The sequence below is a fragment of the Aeromonas sp. s3 genome, assembly GCF_040907805.1.
Taxonomy (GTDB): domain Bacteria; phylum Pseudomonadota; class Gammaproteobacteria; order Enterobacterales; family Aeromonadaceae; genus Aeromonas; species Aeromonas dhakensis.
Genome location: NZ_JBFOCQ010000034.1, coordinates 212,782 through 233,922 on the forward strand (window position 1 = coordinate 212,782; position 21,141 = coordinate 233,922).

23 protein-coding genes, 1 other RNA gene and 1 riboswitch are annotated in these 21,141 nt (G+C 58.0%); of the genes, 4 read left to right on the forward strand and 20 right to left on the reverse strand.

From position 1 onward, the window contains the following. Positions 1-10: 10 nt before the first annotated feature. The 13 genes from fliGL to rsmI form a co-directional block, all read right to left on the reverse strand. Positions 11-1,039 carry a lateral flagellar motor switch protein FliGL gene (fliGL, locus tag AB5Y98_RS21785; RefSeq protein ID WP_005305826.1) on the reverse strand — a complete coding sequence of 343 codons (1,029 nt, stop codon included), beginning with the start codon at positions 1,037-1,039 and terminating at the stop codon, positions 11-13. Further along, complete coding sequence (fliFL, locus tag AB5Y98_RS21790; RefSeq protein ID WP_368232963.1) at positions 1,026-2,768, reverse strand: lateral flagellar M-ring protein FliFL; 1,743 nt, start codon at positions 2,766-2,768, stop codon at positions 1,026-1,028. The genes fliGL and fliFL overlap by 14 nt, the downstream gene beginning before the upstream one ends. Before the next feature lie 17 nt (positions 2,769-2,785). Then, complete coding sequence (gene lfiE / locus AB5Y98_RS21795; protein WP_017409393.1) at positions 2,786-3,112, reverse strand: lateral flagellar hook-basal body complex protein LfiE; 327 nt, start codon at positions 3,110-3,112, stop codon at positions 2,786-2,788. A 12-nt stretch (positions 3,113-3,124) separates the two neighbouring features. Continuing rightward, positions 3,125-4,501 (reverse strand): lateral flagellar response regulator transcription factor LafK, encoded by a 1,377-nt coding sequence (lafK, locus tag AB5Y98_RS21800; protein ID WP_368232930.1) that lies wholly within the window; start codon positions 4,499-4,501, stop codon positions 3,125-3,127. Between the two features lie 137 nt (positions 4,502-4,638). After that, positions 4,639-4,726: riboswitch (cyclic di-GMP riboswitch) on the reverse strand. Positions 4,727-4,921: 195 nt separating this feature from the next. After that, positions 4,922-6,997 (reverse strand): lateral flagellar biosynthesis protein LfhA, encoded by a 2,076-nt coding sequence (gene lfhA, locus AB5Y98_RS21805; RefSeq protein ID WP_368232932.1) that lies wholly within the window; start codon positions 6,995-6,997, stop codon positions 4,922-4,924. Between the two features lie 3 nt (positions 6,998-7,000). After that, positions 7,001-8,137, reverse strand: coding sequence for a flagellar biosynthesis protein FlhB (gene flhB / locus AB5Y98_RS21810; RefSeq protein ID WP_017788259.1), 1,137 nt, complete (start codon positions 8,135-8,137; stop codon positions 7,001-7,003). Further along, the gene (lfiR, locus tag AB5Y98_RS21815) at positions 8,134-8,916 is read right to left on the reverse strand and encodes a lateral flagellar biosynthetic protein LfiR (protein WP_005305847.1); all 783 of its coding nucleotides are present in this window, start codon (positions 8,914-8,916) and stop codon (positions 8,134-8,136) included. The genes flhB and lfiR overlap by 4 nt, the downstream gene beginning before the upstream one ends. Then, complete coding sequence (lfiQ, locus tag AB5Y98_RS21820; protein ID WP_005305849.1) at positions 8,913-9,182, reverse strand: lateral flagellar biosynthetic protein LfiQ; 270 nt, start codon at positions 9,180-9,182, stop codon at positions 8,913-8,915. Before lfiQ ends, lfiR begins: the two co-directional genes overlap by 4 nt. 1 nt (position 9,183) lies before the next feature. After that, complete coding sequence (gene fliP / locus AB5Y98_RS21825; RefSeq protein WP_336291161.1) at positions 9,184-9,918, reverse strand: flagellar type III secretion system pore protein FliP; 735 nt, start codon at positions 9,916-9,918, stop codon at positions 9,184-9,186. Further along, positions 9,918-10,295, reverse strand: a complete 378-nt coding sequence (lfiN, locus tag AB5Y98_RS21830) for a lateral flagellar motor switch protein LfiN (RefSeq protein WP_005305855.1) — start codon at positions 10,293-10,295, stop codon at positions 9,918-9,920. The genes fliP and lfiN overlap by 1 nt, the downstream gene beginning before the upstream one ends. A gap of 7 nt (positions 10,296-10,302) precedes the next feature. After that, entirely contained in the window at positions 10,303-11,178 is an 876-nt protein-coding gene (gene lfiM, locus AB5Y98_RS21835; RefSeq protein ID WP_336291162.1) for a lateral flagellar motor switch protein LfiM, read from the reverse strand. A gap of 228 nt (positions 11,179-11,406) precedes the next feature. Continuing rightward, positions 11,407-11,793, reverse strand: an RNA gene (rnpB, locus tag AB5Y98_RS21840) — RNase P RNA component class A. A 62-nt stretch (positions 11,794-11,855) separates the two neighbouring features. Next, positions 11,856-12,689: a 16S rRNA (cytidine(1402)-2'-O)-methyltransferase gene (gene rsmI / locus AB5Y98_RS21845; RefSeq protein ID WP_005305861.1), complete on the reverse strand. Its 834-nt coding sequence runs from the start codon at positions 12,687-12,689 to the stop codon at positions 11,856-11,858. Between the two features lie 79 nt (positions 12,690-12,768). Between rsmI and AB5Y98_RS21850 the strand changes: the two genes are divergently transcribed. The 4 genes from AB5Y98_RS21850 to dolP are packed head-to-tail and all read left to right on the forward strand — an operon-like array spanning position 12,769 to position 16,172. Then, positions 12,769-14,676 carry a penicillin-binding protein activator gene (locus tag AB5Y98_RS21850; protein ID WP_368232935.1) on the forward strand — a complete coding sequence of 636 codons (1,908 nt, stop codon included), beginning with the start codon at positions 12,769-12,771 and terminating at the stop codon, positions 14,674-14,676. Continuing rightward, the gene (locus AB5Y98_RS21855) at positions 14,618-14,989 is read left to right on the forward strand and encodes a YraN family protein (RefSeq protein ID WP_026140996.1); all 372 of its coding nucleotides are present in this window, start codon (positions 14,618-14,620) and stop codon (positions 14,987-14,989) included. The genes AB5Y98_RS21850 and AB5Y98_RS21855 overlap by 59 nt, the downstream gene beginning before the upstream one ends. Before the next feature lie 9 nt (positions 14,990-14,998). Further along, positions 14,999-15,589 (forward strand): SIS domain-containing protein, encoded by a 591-nt coding sequence (locus AB5Y98_RS21860; protein ID WP_005305871.1) that lies wholly within the window; start codon positions 14,999-15,001, stop codon positions 15,587-15,589. Between the two features lie 4 nt (positions 15,590-15,593). Then, positions 15,594-16,172: a division/outer membrane stress-associated lipid-binding lipoprotein gene (dolP, locus tag AB5Y98_RS21865; RefSeq protein ID WP_005305875.1), complete on the forward strand. Its 579-nt coding sequence runs from the start codon at positions 15,594-15,596 to the stop codon at positions 16,170-16,172. A 45-nt stretch (positions 16,173-16,217) separates the two neighbouring features. Here dolP and AB5Y98_RS21870 read toward each other — a convergent pair whose 3' ends face one another. The 7 genes from AB5Y98_RS21870 to rplM form a co-directional block, all read right to left on the reverse strand. Further along, positions 16,218-16,643 carry a ClpXP protease specificity-enhancing factor gene (locus tag AB5Y98_RS21870; protein ID WP_005305878.1) on the reverse strand — a complete coding sequence of 142 codons (426 nt, stop codon included), beginning with the start codon at positions 16,641-16,643 and terminating at the stop codon, positions 16,218-16,220. Beyond that, positions 16,640-17,269, reverse strand: coding sequence for a stringent starvation protein SspA (gene sspA / locus AB5Y98_RS21875; protein WP_010635939.1), 630 nt, complete (start codon positions 17,267-17,269; stop codon positions 16,640-16,642). Before sspA ends, AB5Y98_RS21870 begins: the two co-directional genes overlap by 4 nt. An 87-nt stretch (positions 17,270-17,356) precedes the next feature. Beyond that, the gene (locus AB5Y98_RS21880; RefSeq protein ID WP_010635938.1) at positions 17,357-18,091 is read right to left on the reverse strand and encodes a cytochrome c1; all 735 of its coding nucleotides are present in this window, start codon (positions 18,089-18,091) and stop codon (positions 17,357-17,359) included. Continuing rightward, positions 18,088-19,305, reverse strand: a complete 1,218-nt coding sequence (locus AB5Y98_RS21885) for a cytochrome bc complex cytochrome b subunit (protein WP_005305888.1) — start codon at positions 19,303-19,305, stop codon at positions 18,088-18,090. Before AB5Y98_RS21885 ends, AB5Y98_RS21880 begins: the two co-directional genes overlap by 4 nt. A 2-nt stretch (positions 19,306-19,307) precedes the next feature. Next, positions 19,308-19,898, reverse strand: a complete 591-nt coding sequence (gene petA / locus AB5Y98_RS21890) for a ubiquinol-cytochrome c reductase iron-sulfur subunit (RefSeq protein ID WP_005305890.1) — start codon at positions 19,896-19,898, stop codon at positions 19,308-19,310. A gap of 295 nt (positions 19,899-20,193) precedes the next feature. After that, positions 20,194-20,586: a 30S ribosomal protein S9 gene (gene rpsI, locus AB5Y98_RS21895; RefSeq protein WP_005305893.1), complete on the reverse strand. Its 393-nt coding sequence runs from the start codon at positions 20,584-20,586 to the stop codon at positions 20,194-20,196. A 15-nt stretch (positions 20,587-20,601) separates the two neighbouring features. Continuing rightward, positions 20,602-21,030, reverse strand: coding sequence for a 50S ribosomal protein L13 (gene rplM, locus AB5Y98_RS21900; RefSeq protein WP_005305895.1), 429 nt, complete (start codon positions 21,028-21,030; stop codon positions 20,602-20,604). Positions 21,031-21,141: the final 111 nt, after the last annotated feature.

Sequence of the window (21,141 nt, forward strand, 5' to 3'; positions counted from 1 at the left end):
ACGCCTCCTGTTAATTGACGGTGGGTTCTTCGAATAGCTGGAATTCGACTTCGCCCTGCTCCACCAATTCGCGAACCAGCTGCATCACCTCTTCGCGGGCCTGTTCGACCTTGCGCAAGGAGACGCTGCCCTGTCCCTGGATTTGGGCTTCCAGCGCCTGCGCCATCCGCTTCGGCATGGCGCCTAGCACCACCTTGCGGAAGCTGGCCTCGGTATTTTTCAGTGCCAGCGCCAGCAGATCACTTGGCAGCTCCTGCACCAGACGCTGCAGTGTTTCGTCGGTCTGACGGCGCAACGCCATGAAATCGAACATGTTTTTCTCGATTTCCAGCGCCATGTCGCCATCGTGTTCGCGCAGCAGAGAGAGCATTTGCTCCTTGTCGCCCTGATAGCGGTTCAGAATATCCGCCACCTGGCGCACCCCATTGACCTTGGCTCCCGACTGATCGGCTACATAAGCCAGACAACGGTCCAGGGTCAGACGCAATTCTCCCAGCACGTGTTCGCTGACGCTGTTGAGACTGGCGACACGAACCAGCAGATCGTCGTGCACCGACCCCGGCAGAGCATCCAGCACGGCGGATGCCGTCTGCGGGGGCAGGAAGGCCAGCAACACGGCCTGCATCTGAGGATGTTCATTGCGGAAGAAACGGGCAAGCACCTCGGCGGGCACCCACTGCAAACGCTGGATGTCTTGGCTCATCACATCGCCATACAGGCTGTCGAGCAGACTGCGGGAGAGGCGCTGACCCAGCGCCAGATCCAGCGTCTGTTCCAGATACTCGCGTGAGGCGCTACCGATGCCACTCTGCTCACGGTACTGGTTGAAGAACTGTTGCAGCGTCCACTTGGCCTCCATCGAACTGACCCCCGACAGGCCAGCCATCTTGGAGATGAGTCGTTGCACCTCATCACGGGACAACTTTTGCATCACCTTGGCGGCGGCCTCGGTCCCCATACTCAGCAGCAGAATCGCGGCCTTCTCCAGGTTGTCGATGTCGATATCGACGGCGTTTTGGTTCAGGTTAACGTTGTTCATTGCCACTCACCCATGATCTGACCACTTCCGCGACTCGCGCCGTGTCTTTTTCCACCAGCAGTTGCAGGTGTTTGAGCTGTACTTCTAGTTCGGAGCCCGGCTCTGGCAAAGCCTCCAGATCCAGCGAGGAGAACTGCGGTTCCATCTGGTTGTCAGAGCGGATCAAACCATTGCCCATCGCGGGAGCAGTCAGAGCGGCATCATCATCCCGGCGCATGGAAAGACCCACTGTCGGTTCCAGCTGATCATCCTGTTCCTCGGTCGCGGTTTCCTCAGGCAACTGCTGGGTACGCACCAGATGTTTGACCAGCGGTCTGATGCCGAAGAACACCAGCGTCAGACCAAGCAGGCCGCCCACCAGATAACGCAGAGAGTCCTGCCAGTACGGGGTTTCCCACCAGCTCGACTCGGGCGGGGCGATCGGCACGGCACCGGTAAAATCGAATACCTGCAGGCTGATCTGATCGCCACGGGTATCGTCAAATCCCACCGAACGTTCCACCATCTGCCGGATCTGCTCCAGCTGCTGCTCATTCCAGCCGCCCTTGGGGGCACTCTGCTGGTTCAGCAAAATGGAGACGTTCATCTTCTCCAAACGACCCTGCTGATAGCGGGTATGCACTATGGTGCGGCTGTTCTCGTACTGCTTGTTGACCTCTTGGCGCTCGGTGCGAGAATCGTTCTTCTGGGCTTCTGCACTTGCAGCCCCCTGATTCTGAGCCGGCTGCTCACTCTTGGGGGTCGTTTCGGGCGGGCGATTGGACAAGGCACCGGGGATCCCCAATGCCAGTGCATCGATGGTTTTATCCGACTTGCTGGACTCCTTGGTGACCACGCCCTGTGGATCCAGCTGTTGCTGGGTCTCCTCTACCGCATTGAAGTTCACGTCGGCGGCAATCTGTACCCTGAAGTTACCCGTGCCCAGCATAGGATAGAGCATGTCGCTGGCGCGCTGACGGATGTACTGTTCAAGCTTGCGCACATACTCCATCTGCTGCACGCTCTGCTTGCCAAAGCCGGCCTTGTCTCCCAGTTCGGCGCTGAGCAGCTGACCCGCCTGATCCACTATGGTTACTGCCCCCGGCTTCATACCGGATATGCTGCCAGCAACCAGGTTGGCGATCGCTTCAACCTGCCCCGGCTCCATGGCCTGGCCAGGCTGCAAGTCCAGCATCACGGACGCACTGGGTTTCTCTTCATCTCGTCCGACGAACAGCGTCCGCTTGGGGATCGCCAGATGCACCCGGGCACTGCGCACCGCATCCAGTGAAATGATGGTTCTCGCCAGTTCCCCTTCCAGCGCATGCCGGTAACGGGCTCCCTCCATGAACTCGCTGGTCCCCAGGCCCGTCACATTGTCCAGCCCTTCCAGACCGGCGGGCATGGCGGCTCTCACCCCTCTGGCCGCCAGCGCCATGCGCACATGGGCCAGCTGATTTTCCGGCACCAGGATCTGGCCGGAGCTCTTCTCCAGCCTGAATGGGACCTGCTCTTTTTCCAACATCTCCATGATGTTGGCGGTGTCGTACAACTCCTGTTTGCCGTACAAGGGCACGTAGTTCTTGCTGGAAGTCCACAGGATCACCACGATGGTTCCCGCCACGATGGCGGCAAGCAACGCTATGGTCAGGATGGATTTGTTGTCGCGGGACAGACTGCGCCAGTTGCGCAAGCCCTCCTGGACGCGTGTTCTGAAGGAATCCGCAGTCCCTTGCGGGGACGTTACCAGTTCAGTCATCACTTACCTCAGAGTGGCATACGCATAATGTCGTCGAAACCGGTCATCAGCTTGTTCCTTACCTGCATGAGGGCAGAAAAACTGAGTCCCGCTTTCTGGCTGGCGACCATGGCACCAACCAGATCGTCGCTTTGACCCGCATCCACGGCAGTCATCAGCCGTGAGGCGATATTTTGCTGCTCATTGACCCGGCCAACGACGTCGCGCATGGCATCACCGAATGATACGTTCGAGACATCATTCGATTCGATAACAGGGGTTTGGCTGGCGACTCGCTGCATCTCCTGCATCTGCTGCAAGAGCGTCACCTGTGATGACATCATTTCAATCTTCACTCGGTTTATCCCTTAGTTTTGAAGCTGCTGCTCAATGTCTATGCCCTGCTCACGCATGGCCGCCAGCTTGTATCTCAGTGCCCGGGTCGTCATCCCAAGGGCTTCAGCTGTGCGGGTCCGATGGCCGCGAAAGCGGCGCAAGGTCTCTAGTACAAATTGAAATTCTGCGTAGCGGCGGGTCTCACTCAGCCCTTCCGGGGCGGAAAGCACTTCCGGCAACACATCGTCGGATTCAATGGTGTAACTGGGCAGCATCAAATCGACGGCCTGAATATGCAATCCGCGAGCCATGATTAATGAACGTTGTATGACATTGTCCAGCTCCCGGACATTGCCGGGCCAACCGTATGTCAGCAGTTGCTTACGGGCATTTTCACTGAGGCGATAGCCCTGCTGAGAGGCATGTAGTTCAATGAAGTACTCCGCCAACGGCAGAATGTCGTCGGGACGCTCCCGCAGCGCGGGCCAGTTCATGGGCAGCACATCCAGACGGTAGAACAGATCTTCCCGGAACTGACCAGCGACAACGAGAGTACGCAGATCCTTGTTGCTGGCGGCAATGATCCGTACATCCAAAGCGATGGTCTGGTGACTGCCAAGCCGTTCGACCTCCCGTTCCTGCAAAACCCGCAGCAGTTTGGCCTGCAGCGGTAACGGCAATTCGGAGATCTCATCGAGCAGCAGAGTCCCCCCCTGAGCCTGCTCGAATTTGCCGGCCTGGGCTCCCGTTGCGCCGGTGAACGCCCCCTTGTTGTGGCCAAACAGGATGGACTCGAGCATGGATTCAGGAATGGCTGCACAGTTGATGGCAACGAATGGTCGGCCAGCTCGGCTGGACATGTCGTGGATGTAGCGGGCCAGTCGTTCCTTGCCTGTACCGGACTCCCCACCGATGAGGATGGTGGCGGATGTCTTGGCTGCACGACGTGCCAGTTGCAGCACTTGCAGGCTCATGGCAGAGACCGCGATGAGATTCGGAATGGACTGGCGCAGACGCAGCGCCCCCTTTACCGCATCCACCATCTGCCGACCACCGAAAGGCTTGATGATGTAGTCGATGGCCCCCGCCCGCATGGCTTCTGCAGCAAGATAGGCCTGACGTTCATTGACCAGAACCATGCAATCGATACCACTGAAGTCATGCACCAATTGCGGGCCTGCCTCGGTCATGACATCCATATCAAGCAGGATCAGGTCAACTGAATTATCCGCGAGAATTACTTTTGACTTTTTAATCGAGTCAACGCAGGAGATGTTATAGCCTTGCGCTAACAATATTTCCGCAATATCGTTTCCATTTGATAACGAAGTGCCAATCAATAACAAATGAGGGACACTCTCAATACCGATTGGCCTTGAGTTTTTCTTGTTAGATAAATCCGAAAGCATAAGAACCCGAACCCGTGATTGTGGACAAACCAATCAACAGAACTGATGTGTCAAAAATAAAAGCGCACCACGCCCAAAAAGCGCCGAAAAAGCGTCTTCAAATGGGTTATTGATGGTATCAAGGCGGTAACAATGGCCTTGGTAACCCCGCTATCATTAGCATTCCTGCTATTAGACCGGAGGCTTTGCGTCCTGACTTTTCAGTTCAGTTTGCCTTTATCATGCGACTGCCCGTATTGGGACAAGACAGCTCAACTTATTGACGAAGAGCTGCATAGCACATGTGAATTGTTATATTTGTTATTAATCTTCAACGTCGTTGCGTCAAAAACAGTCACATCATAGCGGCTTCTAATGACAATTCAAGTAGATATGCGGAATATCATCTTCCCGTCACTTCATTAACATGGCAATTCTGCTTCAGCCTAATGTACCAATAACTTCCACCCGTAAATCTTCCGGGATTTCATTATAAGAGAGCACTTTGAGACCTTTCGAAAATGAGCGGGCATACCGTGCCATCAGGGGACGCAGTTGCGGCATCACCACCAACACGGGGGCATGCCCCTGCTGTTGCAGCTGTTCCTTCACCAGCGGCATGTTTTGCTGCAACTGGGCCAGAAGCTGAGGGTCGACAGGGAAGCTGTCCAGCTGGATCTTCCCCTGTTGCTGTGACTGGTTCATGGCCGCCAGCAGGGTTTGCTCCAGACGGTCATCCAGTGTAAACGTCGCCAGCACATCCCGACAGCCGATCGCCTGCCTCACAATCTGGCGCTTGAGCGCGCAGCGCACATCCGATGCCAGCAAGACAGGATCCTTGGTCAGCTCGCTCGCATCCAGCAGGGTGGTGGCTATGGTCCGGATATCGGTCAGGCTGACCTGCTCCTTGAGCAGTTGACGAAAAACTCGCAACTGCTGCATCTGGGTCAACGCCAGGTTTAGCTCTTCCGACAGACGGGGAGACTGGCTGGCCAGATACTGTCCCAACTTGCCGACTTCATCGTGACCAAACAAGTTATCCAGCTGCTCCCTCAGCAGCTTGCTGGCATGCGTTGCGATAACGGTCGCCGAGTCCACCACCGAGTAGCCCAAATTCAGCGCCTTGGCCTTGTTCTCCGGCGAAATCCAGACAGCACTCATCCCATAGGCTGGATCCTGGGTCAATTCTCCATCCAGGGCCCCATAGGTTTCACCACTGCTGATCGCCATCAGTCTCTGGCAATCAACATTGCCGCTCGCCAACCCCACACCTGACAGCTTGATCCGGTATTGATCCGGCTGCAGTTGCAGGTTGTCGCGTACCCGGATTTCCGGCAACAGGAAGCCATACTGCTCAGAAAGCGTCTTGCGAATACCCCGCACCCGCGCCAACAACTCAGCCCCCTTGTCTGCTTCAGCCAAAGGGACCAATCGGTAGCCAAGCTCGATGGCAACGGTATCCACGGGTGGCAGATCCTGCCACTCAAGGCCCTGCGGCTCCGGTTGCACCATCTGACGCGTCAGCTCATGTGCTGCCTCCAGGTCGGGCTGACTGACCTGCCGCTTGCTCACGCTCCAGCCTGCCCAAGCCAATACGGCCGCAAAGCTGAGGAATGCCACCATAGGCATACCGGGTACCAGGCCCAGGATCAGCATAATGGCTGCCGCCGTGTAGATTACCCGCGGCGATGCCAGGATCTGTTGGCCCACCTGATCCGACATCTCCCCTTCGTCGCTGACCCGGGTCACGATGATGGCCGCAGCCGTGGACATCAGCAGGGAAGGGATCTGGGCAACAAGACCATCACCGATAGTGAGCAGTGCATAGCTCTGGAACGCTTCCGAAACCGGCAGAGAATGCTGGAAAATGCCGATGGCCAGACCGCCCACCAGATTGATGATGAGAACCAGCAAACCGGCGATGGCATCACCGCGTACGAATTTGGACGCACCGTCCATGGCGCCGTAGAAATCGGCTTCCCTGGCGATTTCGTCCCGTCTTGCCCTTGCCTGATGCTGATCCATGGTGCCGGCATTGAGATCGGCATCGATCGCCATCTGTTTGCCCGGCATGGCATCCAGGGTGAAACGGGCCGATACCTCGGAGATCCGCTCGCCCCCCTTGGTGATAACCACGAAGTTGATGATCATCAGGATCACGAACACCACCAGACCGACGACATAGTTGCCACCGATCACCACCTCACCGAAGGCCTGGATGACCTTGCCCGCCGCCTCGTGCCCTTCATGACCATGCAGCAACACTACCCGGGTCGAGGCTACGTTGAGCGACAATCGCATCAAGGTCGCAACCAGCAGGACGGTCGGGAAGACGGAAAAATCGAGTGGCCGACGAGCCGACACGGAGACCAGCAGAACCAGCACGGCCAACACAATGTTGAACGTAAACAGGGTATCCAGCAGCCAACCCGGCAGAGGCAGGATCATCATGGCCAGAATGGCCAGGAGCATCATGGGTATCGCGGTATAGGATTGGGTCAATACACGCCAGTTCACAACTTACCTCTCAGGTTGACGTAACTCGGGCGGCACATACAGGGGAGCAAGGGGGGTGGGTTTCTTCCCCTTGCCTGCTGCATAGGCCCGCAACTGCAATACATGGTTCAGCACATAGGCGACCGCGGTATAAAGGCCCGCCGGGACCTCCTGATCCACCCGTGTAGAGTAATAGATGGCCCGGGTCAGCTCCGGCAGGCTCATGACCATCTTGTCGTGCTGTTTTGCGACCTGGCGGATCCGCTCCGCCATACCGTCGACCCCTTTGGCAATCACATAGGGGGCATTGGCACGCGCCGGATCATACTTGATGGCTACCGCATAGTGGGTCGGGTTGACGATGATGACATCCGCCTGCGGCACACGCTGTTCAATCCGCGCTCTGGCTAGCATTCCCTGAACCTGACGGATCTTGGCCTTTATCTCGGGCCGGCCTTCACTATTCTTGTGTTCATCCTTGACCTCCTGCTTGGTCATGCGCAGCTGCTTGTTCAACGACCAGCGCTGATAGGGTACGTCCAGCACGGCTATCAGCATCTGCACGGAACCAAGCAAAATGAATGCCTGCGAAAGAATGCGCAGCGCCTGCTCCATCGCAGCCTGGGGAGGCATACGGTTCATCATCATCAGCAAGGGCCACTGGTGCTGCAACATCAGGGCCAGCGTCGAACCAATCAGCAGGATCTTGAGTACCGACTTCAGCAGCTCCATCATGCTGTGAGACGAGAACATCCGTTTGAGCCCTTTGAGCGGATTGATTTTTTCCGCACTGGGCAATAGTTTCTTCCAGGTCAGCACCATGCCCCCCGGAACAATACTGAGCAGCACCAGCAGCAGGGCGAGAAAACCGAACAGGGGTAGCAGTACCCACAACATGCTGAGCAGGGATTCAGCCGTCCAGTGGATCATCATCTGAGGCTCCCGGGCCCCCTGCCAGTCGAAACGCTGGGGACGTTTCATCAACTCGGCAAAGAAGTTGCCGAAGCTTGGCACCATCCATTGCATGGCGAGCCCCCCCAGCAACAGCAGTCCGGCCGAACTCAGCTCCTTTGAGCGCGCAATTTGCCCCTCTTCCCGTGCCTTGCGCAGTTTCTGGGAGGAGGCCTCTTCGGTCTTGTCCTGAGCGCTGTTCTGACTCATGAGGGTGTCAATGCCTTGAGCTGTTCCAGTACATAGGTCACCAGATCAAGGTAACGAGCCGGCACACCGCTGATGGAAATGGCCATGGTCAGCAGGCCCAGCAGCAGCGTCATGGGAAAGCCCAGCGAGAAGATATTCAGGGAAGGGGCGGTTCTGTTCATCACCCCGAAGGTAAGGTTGACCATCAACATGGCAACCACGGCTGGCAGAGTCAGGATCAGGGCTGCTCCGATACTCCAGCCAAACAGACCGATGACGCCTTTCATGTCCAGCAGGTCGAGCGAAGAGCCGGGCGGCCAGCTCCGCAGACTCTGCACCAGCACATCCAGCGTGACCAGATGGCCGTTCAGGCCGAGAAACAGCAATGAGCAGAAGATAAGCATCAGCTGGCTAACGATGGGGGCCGTATCTCCATTGCTGGGATCATTCATCACTGCCATCGCCAGACCCATCTGCATGGAGAGGATCTGACCGGCCATGGTCATGATCATAAACAGCATCTGGACACAAAGTCCGAACAGCAACCCAAACAGCAGTTGCTCTATGGTCAGCACCAGTGCGCCCGTGCTGAACGGGTCGACCACTGGCATGCCCTTGAGCATGGGTGCCAGCAGCAGGCTGATGATGAAGGCAAAAAGCAGACGGACCTGGGGTGGTAACCGACCATCACCGAAGATGGGCATCACCCAGAAGGCGGTAGCGATCCGGATAAACGGCCACCACCACTGCCCCAACCAGGCCGTCAGGTCGGCTGCGCTGAGGGACAGCAGAGAATTCATCCGATTAGTCCGGGTATCTTCAAAAACAGATCGTGGAACAGGGTAGTGATTTGGGAGAGCAGCCAGTTTCCGGTAAAGATGAGCGTCATCAGAGTCACCAGAAAACGGGGCAAAAAGCTGAGGGTCTGCTCCTGGATCTGCGTTGCGGCCTGGAACACACTGACAATGAGACCGATGATGAGGCCCGGAACAATCAGTACCGACACCATCACTACGACCAGGTTGACAGCACCGCCAACCAGCGCAACGCTCTGTTCCGGCGTCATATCAGCCTCCCCCACCAAAGCTGGCAGCCAGCGCACCGACCGTCATCGACCAGCCATCCACCAGCACGAACACCATCAGTTTGAATGGCAACGAAATGATCAGAGGGGACAACATCATCATCCCCATGGCCATCAGCACGCTGGCCACCACCAGATCGATCACCAGAAAGGGGATAAACAACATGAAGCCAATCTGAAATGCCGTATTCAGCTCGCTCAGCACAAACGCCGGCAACAATACACCAAACGGGACATCGGCTTTGCTGAGGGTGGTGGGCTCACCGGAAATGCGCAGCATCTGCTCCAGATCCGGCTCCCGGGTCTGAGCCAGCATAAAGTGGCGCAACGGTTTTTCGGCGCGCGCCAGCCCTTCCGACAAGGTGATTTCATTCTGGTCGTAGGGAACAAACGCGTTCTGATACATGTCGGTCCATACCGGGCGCATGATCACCAGAGTCAGAATCAGGCTGATGCCGATCAGAACCCTATTGGGAGGACTCTGCTGCAGTCCCATCGCCTGCCGCAAGATCGCCAACACTATGATGATCCTGGTAAAGCTGGTCATCATCAACAACAGCGTCGGCAACAACCCCAACAGGGTCATGAAGAAGAGGATCTGCAACTTGATGTTGTAGTCCTCTCCTCCTTCAGCCCCCGGCATCACCGAGAACAACGTCATATCCGCCCCCCAACTGGGCAGCGAAAACAACAGCAGGACAAGCAGCAACCGGCGCATCAGTCGTCCATGCCACCCAGCAGATTGGTGTCGATCACATCCACCAGGCGCAAGCCATATTTGCCATTGACCACGACAACTTCGCCTTTGGCCAGCAGCCGGCCGTTGACCCGAACATCCAGCGGCTCACCCGCCAGTTTGTCCAGCTCAATCACAGCCCCCTCTTCCACTCGCATCAGATCGCCCAGAGGCACTTCGGTACTGGCTACCTCGAGGGTTACCTTGACCGGGATCTGGCGGAAGAAGGAAAGGTCCCGCTGCTTGCTGTTGCTGGTCGGTGCCATGTAGTCGGCTGCGCTGGGCATGCTGATATCGTCACTAAACAATTGATCCAGTCCATCCAGATCCAGCGGGTCATTCATATTGTGCTCGTTCATGATGTGATTATTCCTCTACAACAGTCGCGACCTGATACACCAGGCTGCCTTTATGTTCAGCGACTCGTCCGCTAAAGCAGGGACGATTACCAATCAGGGCCGGAACGACTTCCGGCAGATCCAGCGAGAGCACATCGCCCACCTTGAGGCACTCCAGATCCGCCAGGGTCATGGACATCTGCCCCATTACCACACGCAGACGTACCGGAACATGCGTCAGCACCAGCTCAAGCGCGCCATCCTGCAGCTCATGCCCGGCCGCGGGGCCAGAGTTCTCGGTCGGCGGCACCAGCCAGAGCTGCCAGCCATGTGCAAAACTGCCGACCGTGAGGCTGGCTTCAGACATCCATAGCCGTGATTGCGGCAATGCATCCCTGGTAATGAGAGTCAGCTGCCAGCCAAGATCACCCAATCCGAGGCATGAGGACCAGATATCGACCTGGTATTGGCAAAGACGCAGCATCAGACGCTGCTCGGTATCGGTCAGCCCTTTACCATGGGAGGGAGCCTCGCTCTGGTCGCGCAAGGCACCACCGAAAAAGAGCACGGCCAGGCGATATATAACGGCAGGAGAAATGGAGAAATAGGCGACCCGTTGTACGTCGAGCGCACTGCGCGCTTCCACCCACAGCAGACCATCGTCTTGCACGGGCGAGGCCACAGTCGTAAATTCTTGATAACTCAGTTCGCAATCGGCGCTATTGAACAACTGCGCCATACAGCCTGCCGCTTGCAGAGAAAAGGTACCCAGCTGAGCATTGATCTGCTTGAGCCGCTCCTGGTCAGCCCGTTCGACGCCAAGCAAGTCATAATGAGGAAGAGTTTTGCCCCGCTGTGCACAGAGCAACCGGGAAGGTGTGAGCATTACGCCGCTTGATGACATTCAAAATCCACCTTAGCCATTTTTATCTCGCCTTACAGCCACAGAGACATCCATCAGGCCAGCCATGTGATCGGTACAAATAACCCAGCCGACTTATAGCGACCAGAATGGGCGAGAACTTTATTACAAAACCCTAAAAGGCGCCACGAGCCAGTCTGGCAACCCCATAATAAAAATCCCGGCACCTGAAGGTGCCGGGATTGGTTGGTATTTGCATACCTTGAATTGGGTCGGAGTCGGCCTGTAAGCCGGGTTCTGTACCGGGTTGCCCCGGGTAGCAATCATTCCTCTAGGCCAGCAATCGCTCGCTGGCTCAAGCAACCTACCCGCCCCCAACGCGGGCCGCGCCAATAGGGGCCTATTTGGTCTTGCTTCGGGTGGAGTTTACCGTGCCACGAACTGTTGCCAGTCGCGCGGTGCGCTCTTACCGCACCCTTTCACCCTTACCTGATCCCTTGCGGGCCATCGGCGGTCTGCTCTCTGTTGCACTGGTCGTAGGCTCGCGCCCCCCAGGCGTTACCTGGCACCCTGCCCTGTGAAGCCCGGACTTTCCTCCCCTCCGCCCGTCTGTCCCGAGGGACACAACGACGAAGCAGCGATTGCCCAGCCAACTCCGAGGCGCGGATTATAGCCTCGTGATGCCGGCGGGGTAAACCGGCAATTCCCGTTTACGGCAATTAATAGTGCTCGAGGCCGTACTTGTAGAGGGCATTCTTCTTCACGCCGTGAATCTCGGCGGTCAGCGCCGCCGCTTTTTTCAGCGGCAGCTCGGCCACCAGCAACCCCAGGGTGCGGATCGCCTCAGCCGGCAAGGCCTCTTCGTCCTTGCTCGCCCCCGCCACCACCAGCACGATCTCGCCACGGCAGCGGTTTTCATCTTCGCCGAGCCAGGTCAGCATCTCGGAGGCTGGCAGACCATGGATCGACTCGAAGGTCTTGGTCAGCTCGCGGCAGACCACCACCTGGCGCTCACCCAGAATGCGGGCGATCGCTTCCACCGTCTCCTGCACCCGGCGCGGCGATTCATAGAACACCAGCGAGCGGGTGTCCTCAATCACGGCCTGCAGGCGATCGTCGCGTCCCTTGGCTTTGGCCGGCAGAAAACCCTCGAAGGCAAAACGGTCGGTGGGCAACCCGGCGGCGGAGAGCGCCGTGATGGCGGCGCAGGGACCGGGCAGCGGCACTACTTTGACCCCGGCTTCGCGACAACGGGTGACCAGGTGATAACCGGGGTCGCTGATGAGCGGCGTGCCCGCGTCGGAGACCAGGGCCACACTCTTGCCCTCCTTGATACGGCCGATCAGCACGTCGGCTTTCTGCTGTTCATTGTGATCATGCAGCGCAAAGGTCGGCACCGAGATCTGGTAGTGGCTGAGCAGGATGCCGGTATGGCGGGTATCCTCGGCGGCCACCAGATCGACACTGCGCAGCACATCCAGTGCTCGCTGGGTGATGTCGGCCAGATTGCCGATCGGAGTGGGGACTATATACAGGGTTGGGATGTCACTCATGGGAGCTCCGAGTGTCCCGACAATTGTGTCGCCATATTGGCCCGTTTACACTATGGAGAATTTCAACACTGGTCGGGGAATGAACTTGAACCGGGTTATAAAGCAGCTAAGTGTATCACGACTCTTCGGCATCCTACTCGCGGCAGTCCTGCTCGCCGCCTGTGCGTCGGAGCCCAATCAACCCGCTGGCCAGTCCGGCATGCCATCGGCCTTCTCGGATCTCACCAAGAATGCCCAGTGGTATCTGGCCCAGGTGGACCCGGCCAAACCGGCCGAAGCCTTCACCTGGCAGGTGATGGCGGCGCGCAGCTATCTGGCGCTCGGTCAGGCCAAGCCGGCCGCAGCCCTGTTCCAGCAATTGCAGAAGCAGGCCCAGAGCGCCGAGCAGAAGGCCCAGCTGCAACTGCTGCAGGCTCACCTGCTGCTCGCCCAGGGCAACGCCAACCAGGCGCTGATCCTGCTGGAAGGCAAGCCCGATGTGGCGCTGGATGCTGATACCCAGAAGGACTGGTACCGCCAGCGCGTGGTGCTGCAGCTCGACATCAACAACAAGTTTGGTGCCGCCAAGTCGCTGATCCTGCTGGAGCCCTACCTGGCCCAGAATGAGCTGGCCACCAATCATCAGCAGATCTGGTCCCTGCTCAAGAGCATGACCCCTTCTACCCTGCAGGCGCTGGAAGAGGCACCGGCTCCCGATGTCACCACCGGCTGGCTGCGGCTGGCGGCGCTGGTGAATGAATTCGGTGCCCAGCCCAATCAGCTGGCTCGCCAGCTGACCGGCTGGAAACAGGCCTTCCCGAACCACCCGGCCCAGAAAGACATGCCGGCCGGACTCGGTGATCTGGCCACCAGCAACATCAATGCCCTGCAGCAGATCGCCGTCTTCCTGCCGCTGTCCGGCAACCTGGAACCGCAGGGTGCGGCAATCCGTAACGGCATGTTGATGTCTTACAAGGAAAATCAGAGCCAGTTCACCCTGAACTTCTACGATACCCAGACCAAGTCGACGGCGGATCTCTACAAGCAGGCCATTCAGGAAGGGGCCAACATGATCATCGGCCCGCTGCTCAAAGACCGGGTCGAGGAGCTGCTCAAGGCCAATCCGACCGTGCCGGTACTGGCGCTCAACGAGCTGGACAAGCCGATCGTCAACGACACCACCTATTACTTCTCCCTCTCAGCCGCCGCCGATGCAACGCAGGCTGCCCAGTACCTCTATGGTCAGGGCTATCGCAAGCCGCTGCTGATCGCGGCACAGGGGCGGATCGGTTACAGCAGCATCAAGGCGTTTGAACAGGCCTGGGCGACCGTAAGCCAGGACAAACCGGTCGTGGCCACTTTCGGTGCCCGCAACGAAGTCCAGGGTATGGTCAAGAATGCGTTGAGCGGGCGCTCCACCGCCCGGGCTGGCGAAGTGGTTCAGCTCTCCGCTGCCGCCCCGCGCAGCATCGACGTAGTCTATGTGGTCGCCAACAGCCTGGAGACCCGGATGATCAAGCCCTACGTCGACATCTCGGTCAATCCGATGGGCAGCCTGCCGATCTACAGCAGCTCGCGCAGCTACGACAGCGCCACCACCGAGGTGGCCTCCGAGCTCAACGGCATGCACATCTCCGACATGCCGCTGCTGCTTGGCGGTTACGAGAAGCAGCGCGAGCAGATCGCCCTGCTCTGGCCGCAGACCCAGGGCGACCTGCTGCGTCTGTTTGCACTGGGTTATGACGCCGTCAGCCTGGCGGAGAACCTGCAGCAGATGCGCAAGGTCAACGCCATGCAGCAGCCTGGCATGAGCGGTCAGCTGAGCGTGGATGCCGGCGGCAACATTGTGCGGGTACTGGACTGGGCCATCTACCAGAATGGCAAGCTGGTCAGTGACAACGCCATGCCCCAGCTCGAGGGAGTCCCCCATGAAGGTACTTCTGGCACGGATGCGCCGGCAGTTACAGAACCTGTTCCCGTCACCAACGAGCAAGGGACAGCACTTTGAGCAGGTAGCGGAGCGCTGGTTGCAGGCCCGCGGCCTGCAACCCGTGACTCGCAACTATCGCTGCCGGGGCGGCGAGATCGATCTCGTCATGCGCCAGGGGGAGACCCTGGTGTTTGTTGAAGTCCGCTATCGCGCCCAGGCCAGCCACGGCGGCGCCGCCAGCTCCGTCACCCGACGCAAACAGCACAAGATCGTGCTGGCGGCACGCCACTATTTCAAGCAACATGCCATCAACGAGGCCAACCAGGCCTGCCGATTCGATGTGATCGCGTTCGAAGGCGACCAGCCGGACTGGATCCAGAACGCATTTTAAGAGGACCCCATGACTGACCGCATCAAAGAAAACTACACCGAGAGCATCCAGACCAAGATAGCCGCCGCCGAGGCGCTGCCGGATGCCATCCATACTGCAGCCCAGATGCTGACCATCTGTCTGCTCAATGGCCACAAGGTGATGGCATGCGGCAATGGTCCCTCCGCAGCACTGGCCCAGCTGTTCATCTCTGAGCTGGTCAACTGCTACGAAACCGAGCGCCCCTCCCTGCCCGGCATGGCGCTGACCCCGGACATGGCGACCATCAGTGCCATCGCCACCGATCACGGCTTTGAAGAGGTGTATGCCAAGCAGATCCGTGCACTCGGTCAGCCCGGCGACATCCTGGTGGTCATCACCACCACGGGCAACAGCCGCAGCCTGATCAAAGCCGCCGAGGCCGCCCTCTCCCGCGATATGACCATAGTGGTGCTGGGGGGCGGTGATGGCGGCGAGATCGCCGGTCTGCTCGGTCCCAACGATGTGGAGATCCGGGTGCCGTCTGCCCGTCGCCCCCGCATTCTGGAAGTGAACCTGTTGACCCTGCACTGCCTGTGTGATCTCATCGACCAGACTCTTTTCCCGCAACAGGAAGATTGAAACCATGAAGAAGCAAACGCTCCTGCTCGGCCTGCTGGCCGGCACCCTGCTGCTGCAAGGTTGTGCGGCCGTGGTGGTCGGTGGTGCCGCCGGTACCGCCAAGGCTTCCGGCGATCGCCGCACCCTGGGCGCCCAATGGGACGATCAGGCCATCGAACTGAAGGCGGCCAACCTGCTGGCCGACAACAAGCCGCTGAGCGCGGCCAGCAAGATCAGCGTCTACAGCAACAACGGCCGGGTACTGCTGGTCGGTCAGACACCTTCTGACGCTTACAAGCTCGAGGCTGGCAAGATAGTGGCCCGTATCGAGGGGGTGCGCCACGTCTACAACGAGCTGCGCCTAGGCCAGCCAGTCAGCATAGGGGTACGCAGCAACGACACCTGGATCACCTCCAAGGTGCGGGCTGACATGCTGGGGGCCAAGAACTTCGACAGTGCCAAGGTCAAGGTGGTCACCGAGAATGGCGAGGTGTTCCTGATCGGCCTGGTGACCCGCCAGGAGGGGGATCAGGCCGTCGAGATCGCCCGCCACGTCAGCGGCGTGAAGCGCGTGATCAAGGCCTTCGAGTTTGCCCAGAACTGACTCTGTTGATCGCCATAAAAAAACGCAGCCAATTGGCTGCGTTTTTTATTTGATGACCTTCAGGGTCGGACGGCCGCTCGGGCGCGGCGGTTCCGGCTCGGGCTCCACCGGTGCTTCGGCCTGCTCCAGCCAGAGATCATAGCCAGGCTCGGGTGGGAACATGGTGCCCACGCCGTTTTCCCGGGCATGAATGGCCAGCACGGCCGCCATCGGGATGTAGACCTGCTGGGAAACTCCACCAAAACGGGCGCTGAAGCTGATGGCATCATTGTCCATGTGGAACTGCCCAACCGCACGAGGTGCGATGTTCAGCACTATCTGCCCATCCTGGACGAACTGCATCGGCACCATCACATGGGGGATGTTGACGTTGACCACCAGGTGAGGGGTCAAGTCATTGTCCAGCAACCAGTCAAAGAACGCCCGCAACAGATACGGGCGACTGGGCGTCATCGTCGGTTCCATGCTCATACGCCAGCGCGGATCTCGCGCTCGGCTTCGGTCAGGGAAGCCTGGAAGGATTCACGTTCGAACAGACGAACCATGTAGGCTTTCAGCTCTTTGGCGCCACGACCGGTGAAATCGATGCCCAGACTCGGCAGACGCCACAGCAGCGGGGCCATGTAGCAGTCGACCAGACCGAACTCTTCGCTCATGAAATAGGGCATCTCACCGAAGATGGGGGCGATGGCCAGCAGGTTGTCCCGCAGTTCGGCACGCGCCGCATCCACGTCGGTACCCGCCATGATCTTGTCGGCCAGTGAGTACCAGTCCAGCTCGATGCGATGCATCATCAGACGGCTGTTGCCGCGCGCCACCGGGTATACCGGCATCAGGGGCGGGTGCGGGAAACGCTCGTCCAGATATTCCATGATGATGCGCGAGGTGTAGAGCGCCAGCTCCCGATCAACCAGGGTCGGTACAGTGTTGTACGGGTTCAGCTCGGCCAGCTCATCCGGCAGGTTGGCAGGGTCTACCTGGCAAATATCTACGCTAACACCCTTCTCCGCCAGGACAATGCGCACCTGATGGCTGAACATGTCGTTGGCACCGGAAAACAGCGTCATTACCGAACGCTTATTGGCAGCTACAGCCATTGAACCCTCCCGTCATTAAAAAGCAGAAACGGCAATGAAGCATCTTGGACTTCATTGCCGTGCATTATATTACCCGGATCTGGTCGCTTAGTGAACGTCGCGCCAGAATTCCTTCTTCAACAGCACAGTGAAGATGAAGAAGATCACGATGAAACCCAGCACCCAGAAGCCCATGCGTTCGCGCTCCTGTTGTACCGGTTCAGCCGAGTAGACCAAGAAGTTTACCAGATCCAGCACCGTCTGATCATACTCTTCGTTATTCATTTCACCGTTGCCGTCAGATTTGATGCTGACAACCTGCTGAACGTCGACACCATCGACCTGGTGGGTCGCAAACTCGGCGCGGGGCGTCCCCTGCAGCGGCTCCAGCACGTGAGGCATGCCCACGGACGGGAACACGGCGTTGTTCACCCCGAATGGACGGGTCTCGTCCACGTAGAAGGAACGCAGGTAGGTGTAGATCCAGTCCGCACCACGCACCCGGGCGACCAGCGTCAGATCGGGGGGCGGTGCACCGAACCACTTGGCCGCATCCTTGTCCGGCACCGAGTTTTCCATCAGATCACCGATCTTGGCGCCATTGACGATCAGGTTGGCCGCCATCAGGTCTTCCGGGATACCGATGTCTGCCGCTACCCGGTTGTAACGCTGGTACTGGGTGCTGTGACAGCCAAAGCAGTAGTTCATGAAGGTGGCGGCACCACGCTGCAGGGACGCCTTGTCGTTCAGATCATAATGAGCCTTGTCCAGATGCACGGCCCCGGTGTTGGCAAACACCAGTGATGGCAGCAGGGTCAGCACTGCAAATATTATTTTTTTCATTTGAATGTCACCCTTTCCGGCAGCGGCTTGGTGCTTTCATTCTTGCTGTAGAAGAACAACAGAACGAAGAACCCGAAATAACCCAGGGTACAGATCTGGGCGATCAGCGTCAGGGTCGGGGTCGATGGCAGCACGCCGAGTACCCCGAGAATGATGAAGCAGACCACGAACTGGGCGATGTTCAGCTTGTGCAGGGTGCTGCGATAGCGCACCGAACGCACCTTGCAGCGATCCAGCCAAGGCAGCAGGAACAGCACCACGATGGAGAGGCCCATCATGATGACGCCCAGCAGCTTGTCCGGTACCGCCCGCAGAATGGCGTAGAAGGGGGTGAAGTACCATACGGGCGCGATGTGTGCCGGGGTCTTCAGGCCGTTGGCCACTTCAAAGTTCGGCTTCTCGAGGAAGTAGCCCCACATGTCCGGCTTGAAGAAGATGATGGCGCAGAAGAAGAACAGGAAACCGGCTACGCCAATCATGTCCTTGACGGTGAAGTAGGGGTGGAATGCCACCGCATCCAGCGGCCAGCCGTTCTCATCCTTGTGCTTCTTGATGTCGATGCCGTCCGGGTTGTTCGAACCCACTTCGTGCAGCGCCAGGATGTGCATGGCAACCAGCATCACCAGCACCAGCGGCAGGGCGATAACGTGCAGCGCGAAGAAGCGGTTGAGGGTAGCGCCGGAGATGACGTAGTCACCCCGGATCCACAGGGTCAGATCATCGCCGATGACCGGAATGGCACCGAACAGCGAGATGATGACCTGTGCGCCCCAGAAGGACATCTGGCCCCACGGCAGCAGGTAGCCCATGAAGGCTTCCGCCATCAGGCAGAGGAAGATCAGCATGCCGAAGATCCACAGCAGCTCGCGCGGCTTCTGGTAGGAGCCGTAGATCATGCCGCGGAACATGTGCAGGTAGACCACGATGAAGAAGGCGGACGCGCCGGTGGAGTGCATGTAGCGCAGCAGCCAGCCGTAATCCACATCCCGCATGATGTACTCGACGGAGGCGAAGGCACCTTCGGCGGAGGGGTTGTAGTTCATGGTCAGCCAGATGCCCGTGATGATCTGGTTGACCAGCACCAGCATGGCGAGCGAGCCGAAGAAGTACCAGAAGTTCAGGTTCTTGGGCGCCGGATACTTGGCCATGTGGTCGTTGTACATGGCGGTGAGCGGAAAGCGATAGTCAATCCAGCCCATCAGTTTGGCAAACATGGTCAGGCCTCCTTGCCATCGGCACCGACCAGGATGGTGGTGTCGCTAAGATATTGGTACGGCGGAATGACCAGGTTCAAGGGCGCAGGCACCCCCTGGAACACTCGACCAGCCATGTCGAACTTGGAGCCATGGCACGGGCAGAAGAAACCGGAAGTCACCCCCTGCACCTGTTCGCCGAAGTTGTCCGGCAGGTAGGAGGGAGAGCAGCCCAGGTGGGTACAGATACCGACGGCCACGAAGATCTCCGGCTTGATGGATCTGTAGCCATTGTGGGCATAGTCGGGTTGTTGGGGCTCGTCAGAAGCCGGGTCGCGCAGCTTGTCGTCATGCGCGGCCAGGGCATCCAGCGTCTGTTTGGTGCGTTTCACCACCCAGACCGGCTTGCCTCGCCACTCAACACGGATGAGCTGGCCTGGTTCCAACTTACTGATATCCACTTCGACCGGAGCACCCGCCGCTTTGGCTTTGGCACTCGGGTTCCATGACTTAATAAACGGCACTGCGGTAAAAGCAGCTCCTACCCCACCAACGGCGACCGTTGACCAGGTAAGAAATCTGCGGCGACCGGTATCAACTGGCGCATTGCTCATCCAAAAACTCTCCCATGTGGACTCCGCACATTCTTATTGTGTCCCTGTTCCCCTTTCTTCCGTGACAACAGCGGCGGAAGCGGAGTTACAATTGTCACAGAAAAACCGAGGGAATTTTAAAGAAAAGATAACAACTTGACAAGAAAGAGAAGCGAAGGTCAAAAACAATAAATACACAATTTTTTGTCTTTTGTGACGTGGTGTTAGCAATGCGGTTCGTAATATTACCAATAAAAAAAGCCTGGCACGTGGCCAGGCTTTTTTGACACTCGCGAGAGTGCGTACAAAAAGCGAATTAACGCTTGGAGTACTGCGGACGCTTACGAGCTTTGTGCAGACCGACTTTCTTACGCTCAACCTTACGGGCATCACGAGTAACAAAGCCAGCTTTACGCAGTTCGGAACGCAGGGTTTCATCGTACTGCATCAGAGCACGAGTGATACCGTGACGGATCGCACCAGCTTGACCGGAGATGCCGCCACCGTTAACGGTGATGAACAGATCCAGTTTCTCGGTCATCTCAACCAGTTCCAGCGGCTGACGAACTACCATGCGGGCAGTCGGACGGCCGAAGTACTGCTCCAGGGAGCGCTGGTTGATTACGATTTTACCGCTACCCGCTTTGATGAATACGCGAGCAGTGGAGCTTTTGCGACGGCCAGTACCGTAGTATTGATTTTCTGCCATGTTGCCAGTTCCCGATTAGATATCCAGTACTTGAGGTTGCTGAGCAGCATGAGCGTGCTCGGCGCCTGCGTAAACTTTCAGTTTACGGAACATGGCACGGCCCAGCGGACCCTTCGGCAGCATGCCTTTGACGGCAGCTTCGATTACCATTTCCGGTTTACGCTGAATCAGCTTGTCGAAGCTGATGGACTTGATACCACCCGGGAAACCGGAGTGAGCGTGGTACATTTTGTCGGTAGATTTCTTACCGGTTACGTGTACCTTCTCGGCGTTTACAACGATGATGTAATCACCGGTGTCAACGTGCGGAGTGTACTCGGCTTTGTGCTTACCACGCAGACGAGCAGCGATCTCGGTTGCGATACGACCCAGAGTTTTACCTTCTGCGTCCACAATGTACCAGTCACGTTTTACGGTTTCTGGCTTGGCAACGAAAGTTTTCATTAAGTTAAACCCAATTACCTGTTACAGACCCAATTGCTTATGGGGGCTCTCCCACAAACAACAAACGATGGCCTACCTGTACCCCTTCGAATACAAGTAAAGCTTAAAGTG

What these genes read in the sequence shown, in the direction of transcription:
- fliGL (WP_005305826.1), bottom strand. Translation starts at nt 1,039, where the DNA reads ATGAACAACGTTAACCTGAACCAAAACGCCGTCGATATCGACATCGAC.
- lafK (WP_368232930.1), bottom strand. Translation starts at nt 4,501, where the DNA reads ATGCTTTCGGATTTATCTAACAAGAAAAACTCAAGGCCAATCGGTATT.
- flhB (WP_017788259.1), bottom strand. Translation starts at nt 8,137, where the DNA reads ATGAGTCAGAACAGCGCTCAGGACAAGACCGAAGAGGCCTCCTCCCAG.
- lfiR (WP_005305847.1), bottom strand. Translation starts at nt 8,916, where the DNA reads ATGAATTCTCTGCTGTCCCTCAGCGCAGCCGACCTGACGGCCTGGTTG.
- lfiQ (WP_005305849.1), bottom strand. Translation starts at nt 9,182, where the DNA reads ATGACGCCGGAACAGAGCGTTGCGCTGGTTGGCGGTGCTGTCAACCTG.
- fliP (WP_336291161.1), bottom strand. Translation starts at nt 9,918, where the DNA reads ATGCGCCGGTTGCTGCTTGTCCTGCTGTTGTTTTCGCTGCCCAGTTGG.
- lfiN (WP_005305855.1), bottom strand. Translation starts at nt 10,295, where the DNA reads ATGAACGAGCACAATATGAATGACCCGCTGGATCTGGATGGACTGGAT.
- lfiM (WP_336291162.1), bottom strand. Translation starts at nt 11,178, where the DNA reads ATGTCATCAAGCGGCGTAATGCTCACACCTTCCCGGTTGCTCTGTGCA.
- rsmI (WP_005305861.1), bottom strand. Translation starts at nt 12,689, where the DNA reads ATGAGTGACATCCCAACCCTGTATATAGTCCCCACTCCGATCGGCAAT.
- AB5Y98_RS21850 (WP_368232935.1), top strand. Translation starts at nt 12,769, where the DNA reads ATGAACTTGAACCGGGTTATAAAGCAGCTAAGTGTATCACGACTCTTC.
- AB5Y98_RS21855 (WP_026140996.1), top strand. Translation starts at nt 14,618, where the DNA reads ATGCGCCGGCAGTTACAGAACCTGTTCCCGTCACCAACGAGCAAGGGA.
- AB5Y98_RS21860 (WP_005305871.1), top strand. Translation starts at nt 14,999, where the DNA reads ATGACTGACCGCATCAAAGAAAACTACACCGAGAGCATCCAGACCAAG.
- dolP (WP_005305875.1), top strand. Translation starts at nt 15,594, where the DNA reads ATGAAGAAGCAAACGCTCCTGCTCGGCCTGCTGGCCGGCACCCTGCTG.
- AB5Y98_RS21870 (WP_005305878.1), bottom strand. Translation starts at nt 16,643, where the DNA reads ATGAGCATGGAACCGACGATGACGCCCAGTCGCCCGTATCTGTTGCGG.
- sspA (WP_010635939.1), bottom strand. Translation starts at nt 17,269, where the DNA reads ATGGCTGTAGCTGCCAATAAGCGTTCGGTAATGACGCTGTTTTCCGGT.
- AB5Y98_RS21880 (WP_010635938.1), bottom strand. Translation starts at nt 18,091, where the DNA reads ATGAAAAAAATAATATTTGCAGTGCTGACCCTGCTGCCATCACTGGTG.
- AB5Y98_RS21885 (WP_005305888.1), bottom strand. Translation starts at nt 19,305, where the DNA reads ATGTTTGCCAAACTGATGGGCTGGATTGACTATCGCTTTCCGCTCACC.
- petA (WP_005305890.1), bottom strand. Translation starts at nt 19,898, where the DNA reads ATGAGCAATGCGCCAGTTGATACCGGTCGCCGCAGATTTCTTACCTGG.
- rpsI (WP_005305893.1), bottom strand. Translation starts at nt 20,586, where the DNA reads ATGGCAGAAAATCAATACTACGGTACTGGCCGTCGCAAAAGCTCCACT.
- rplM (WP_005305895.1), bottom strand. Translation starts at nt 21,030, where the DNA reads ATGAAAACTTTCGTTGCCAAGCCAGAAACCGTAAAACGTGACTGGTAC.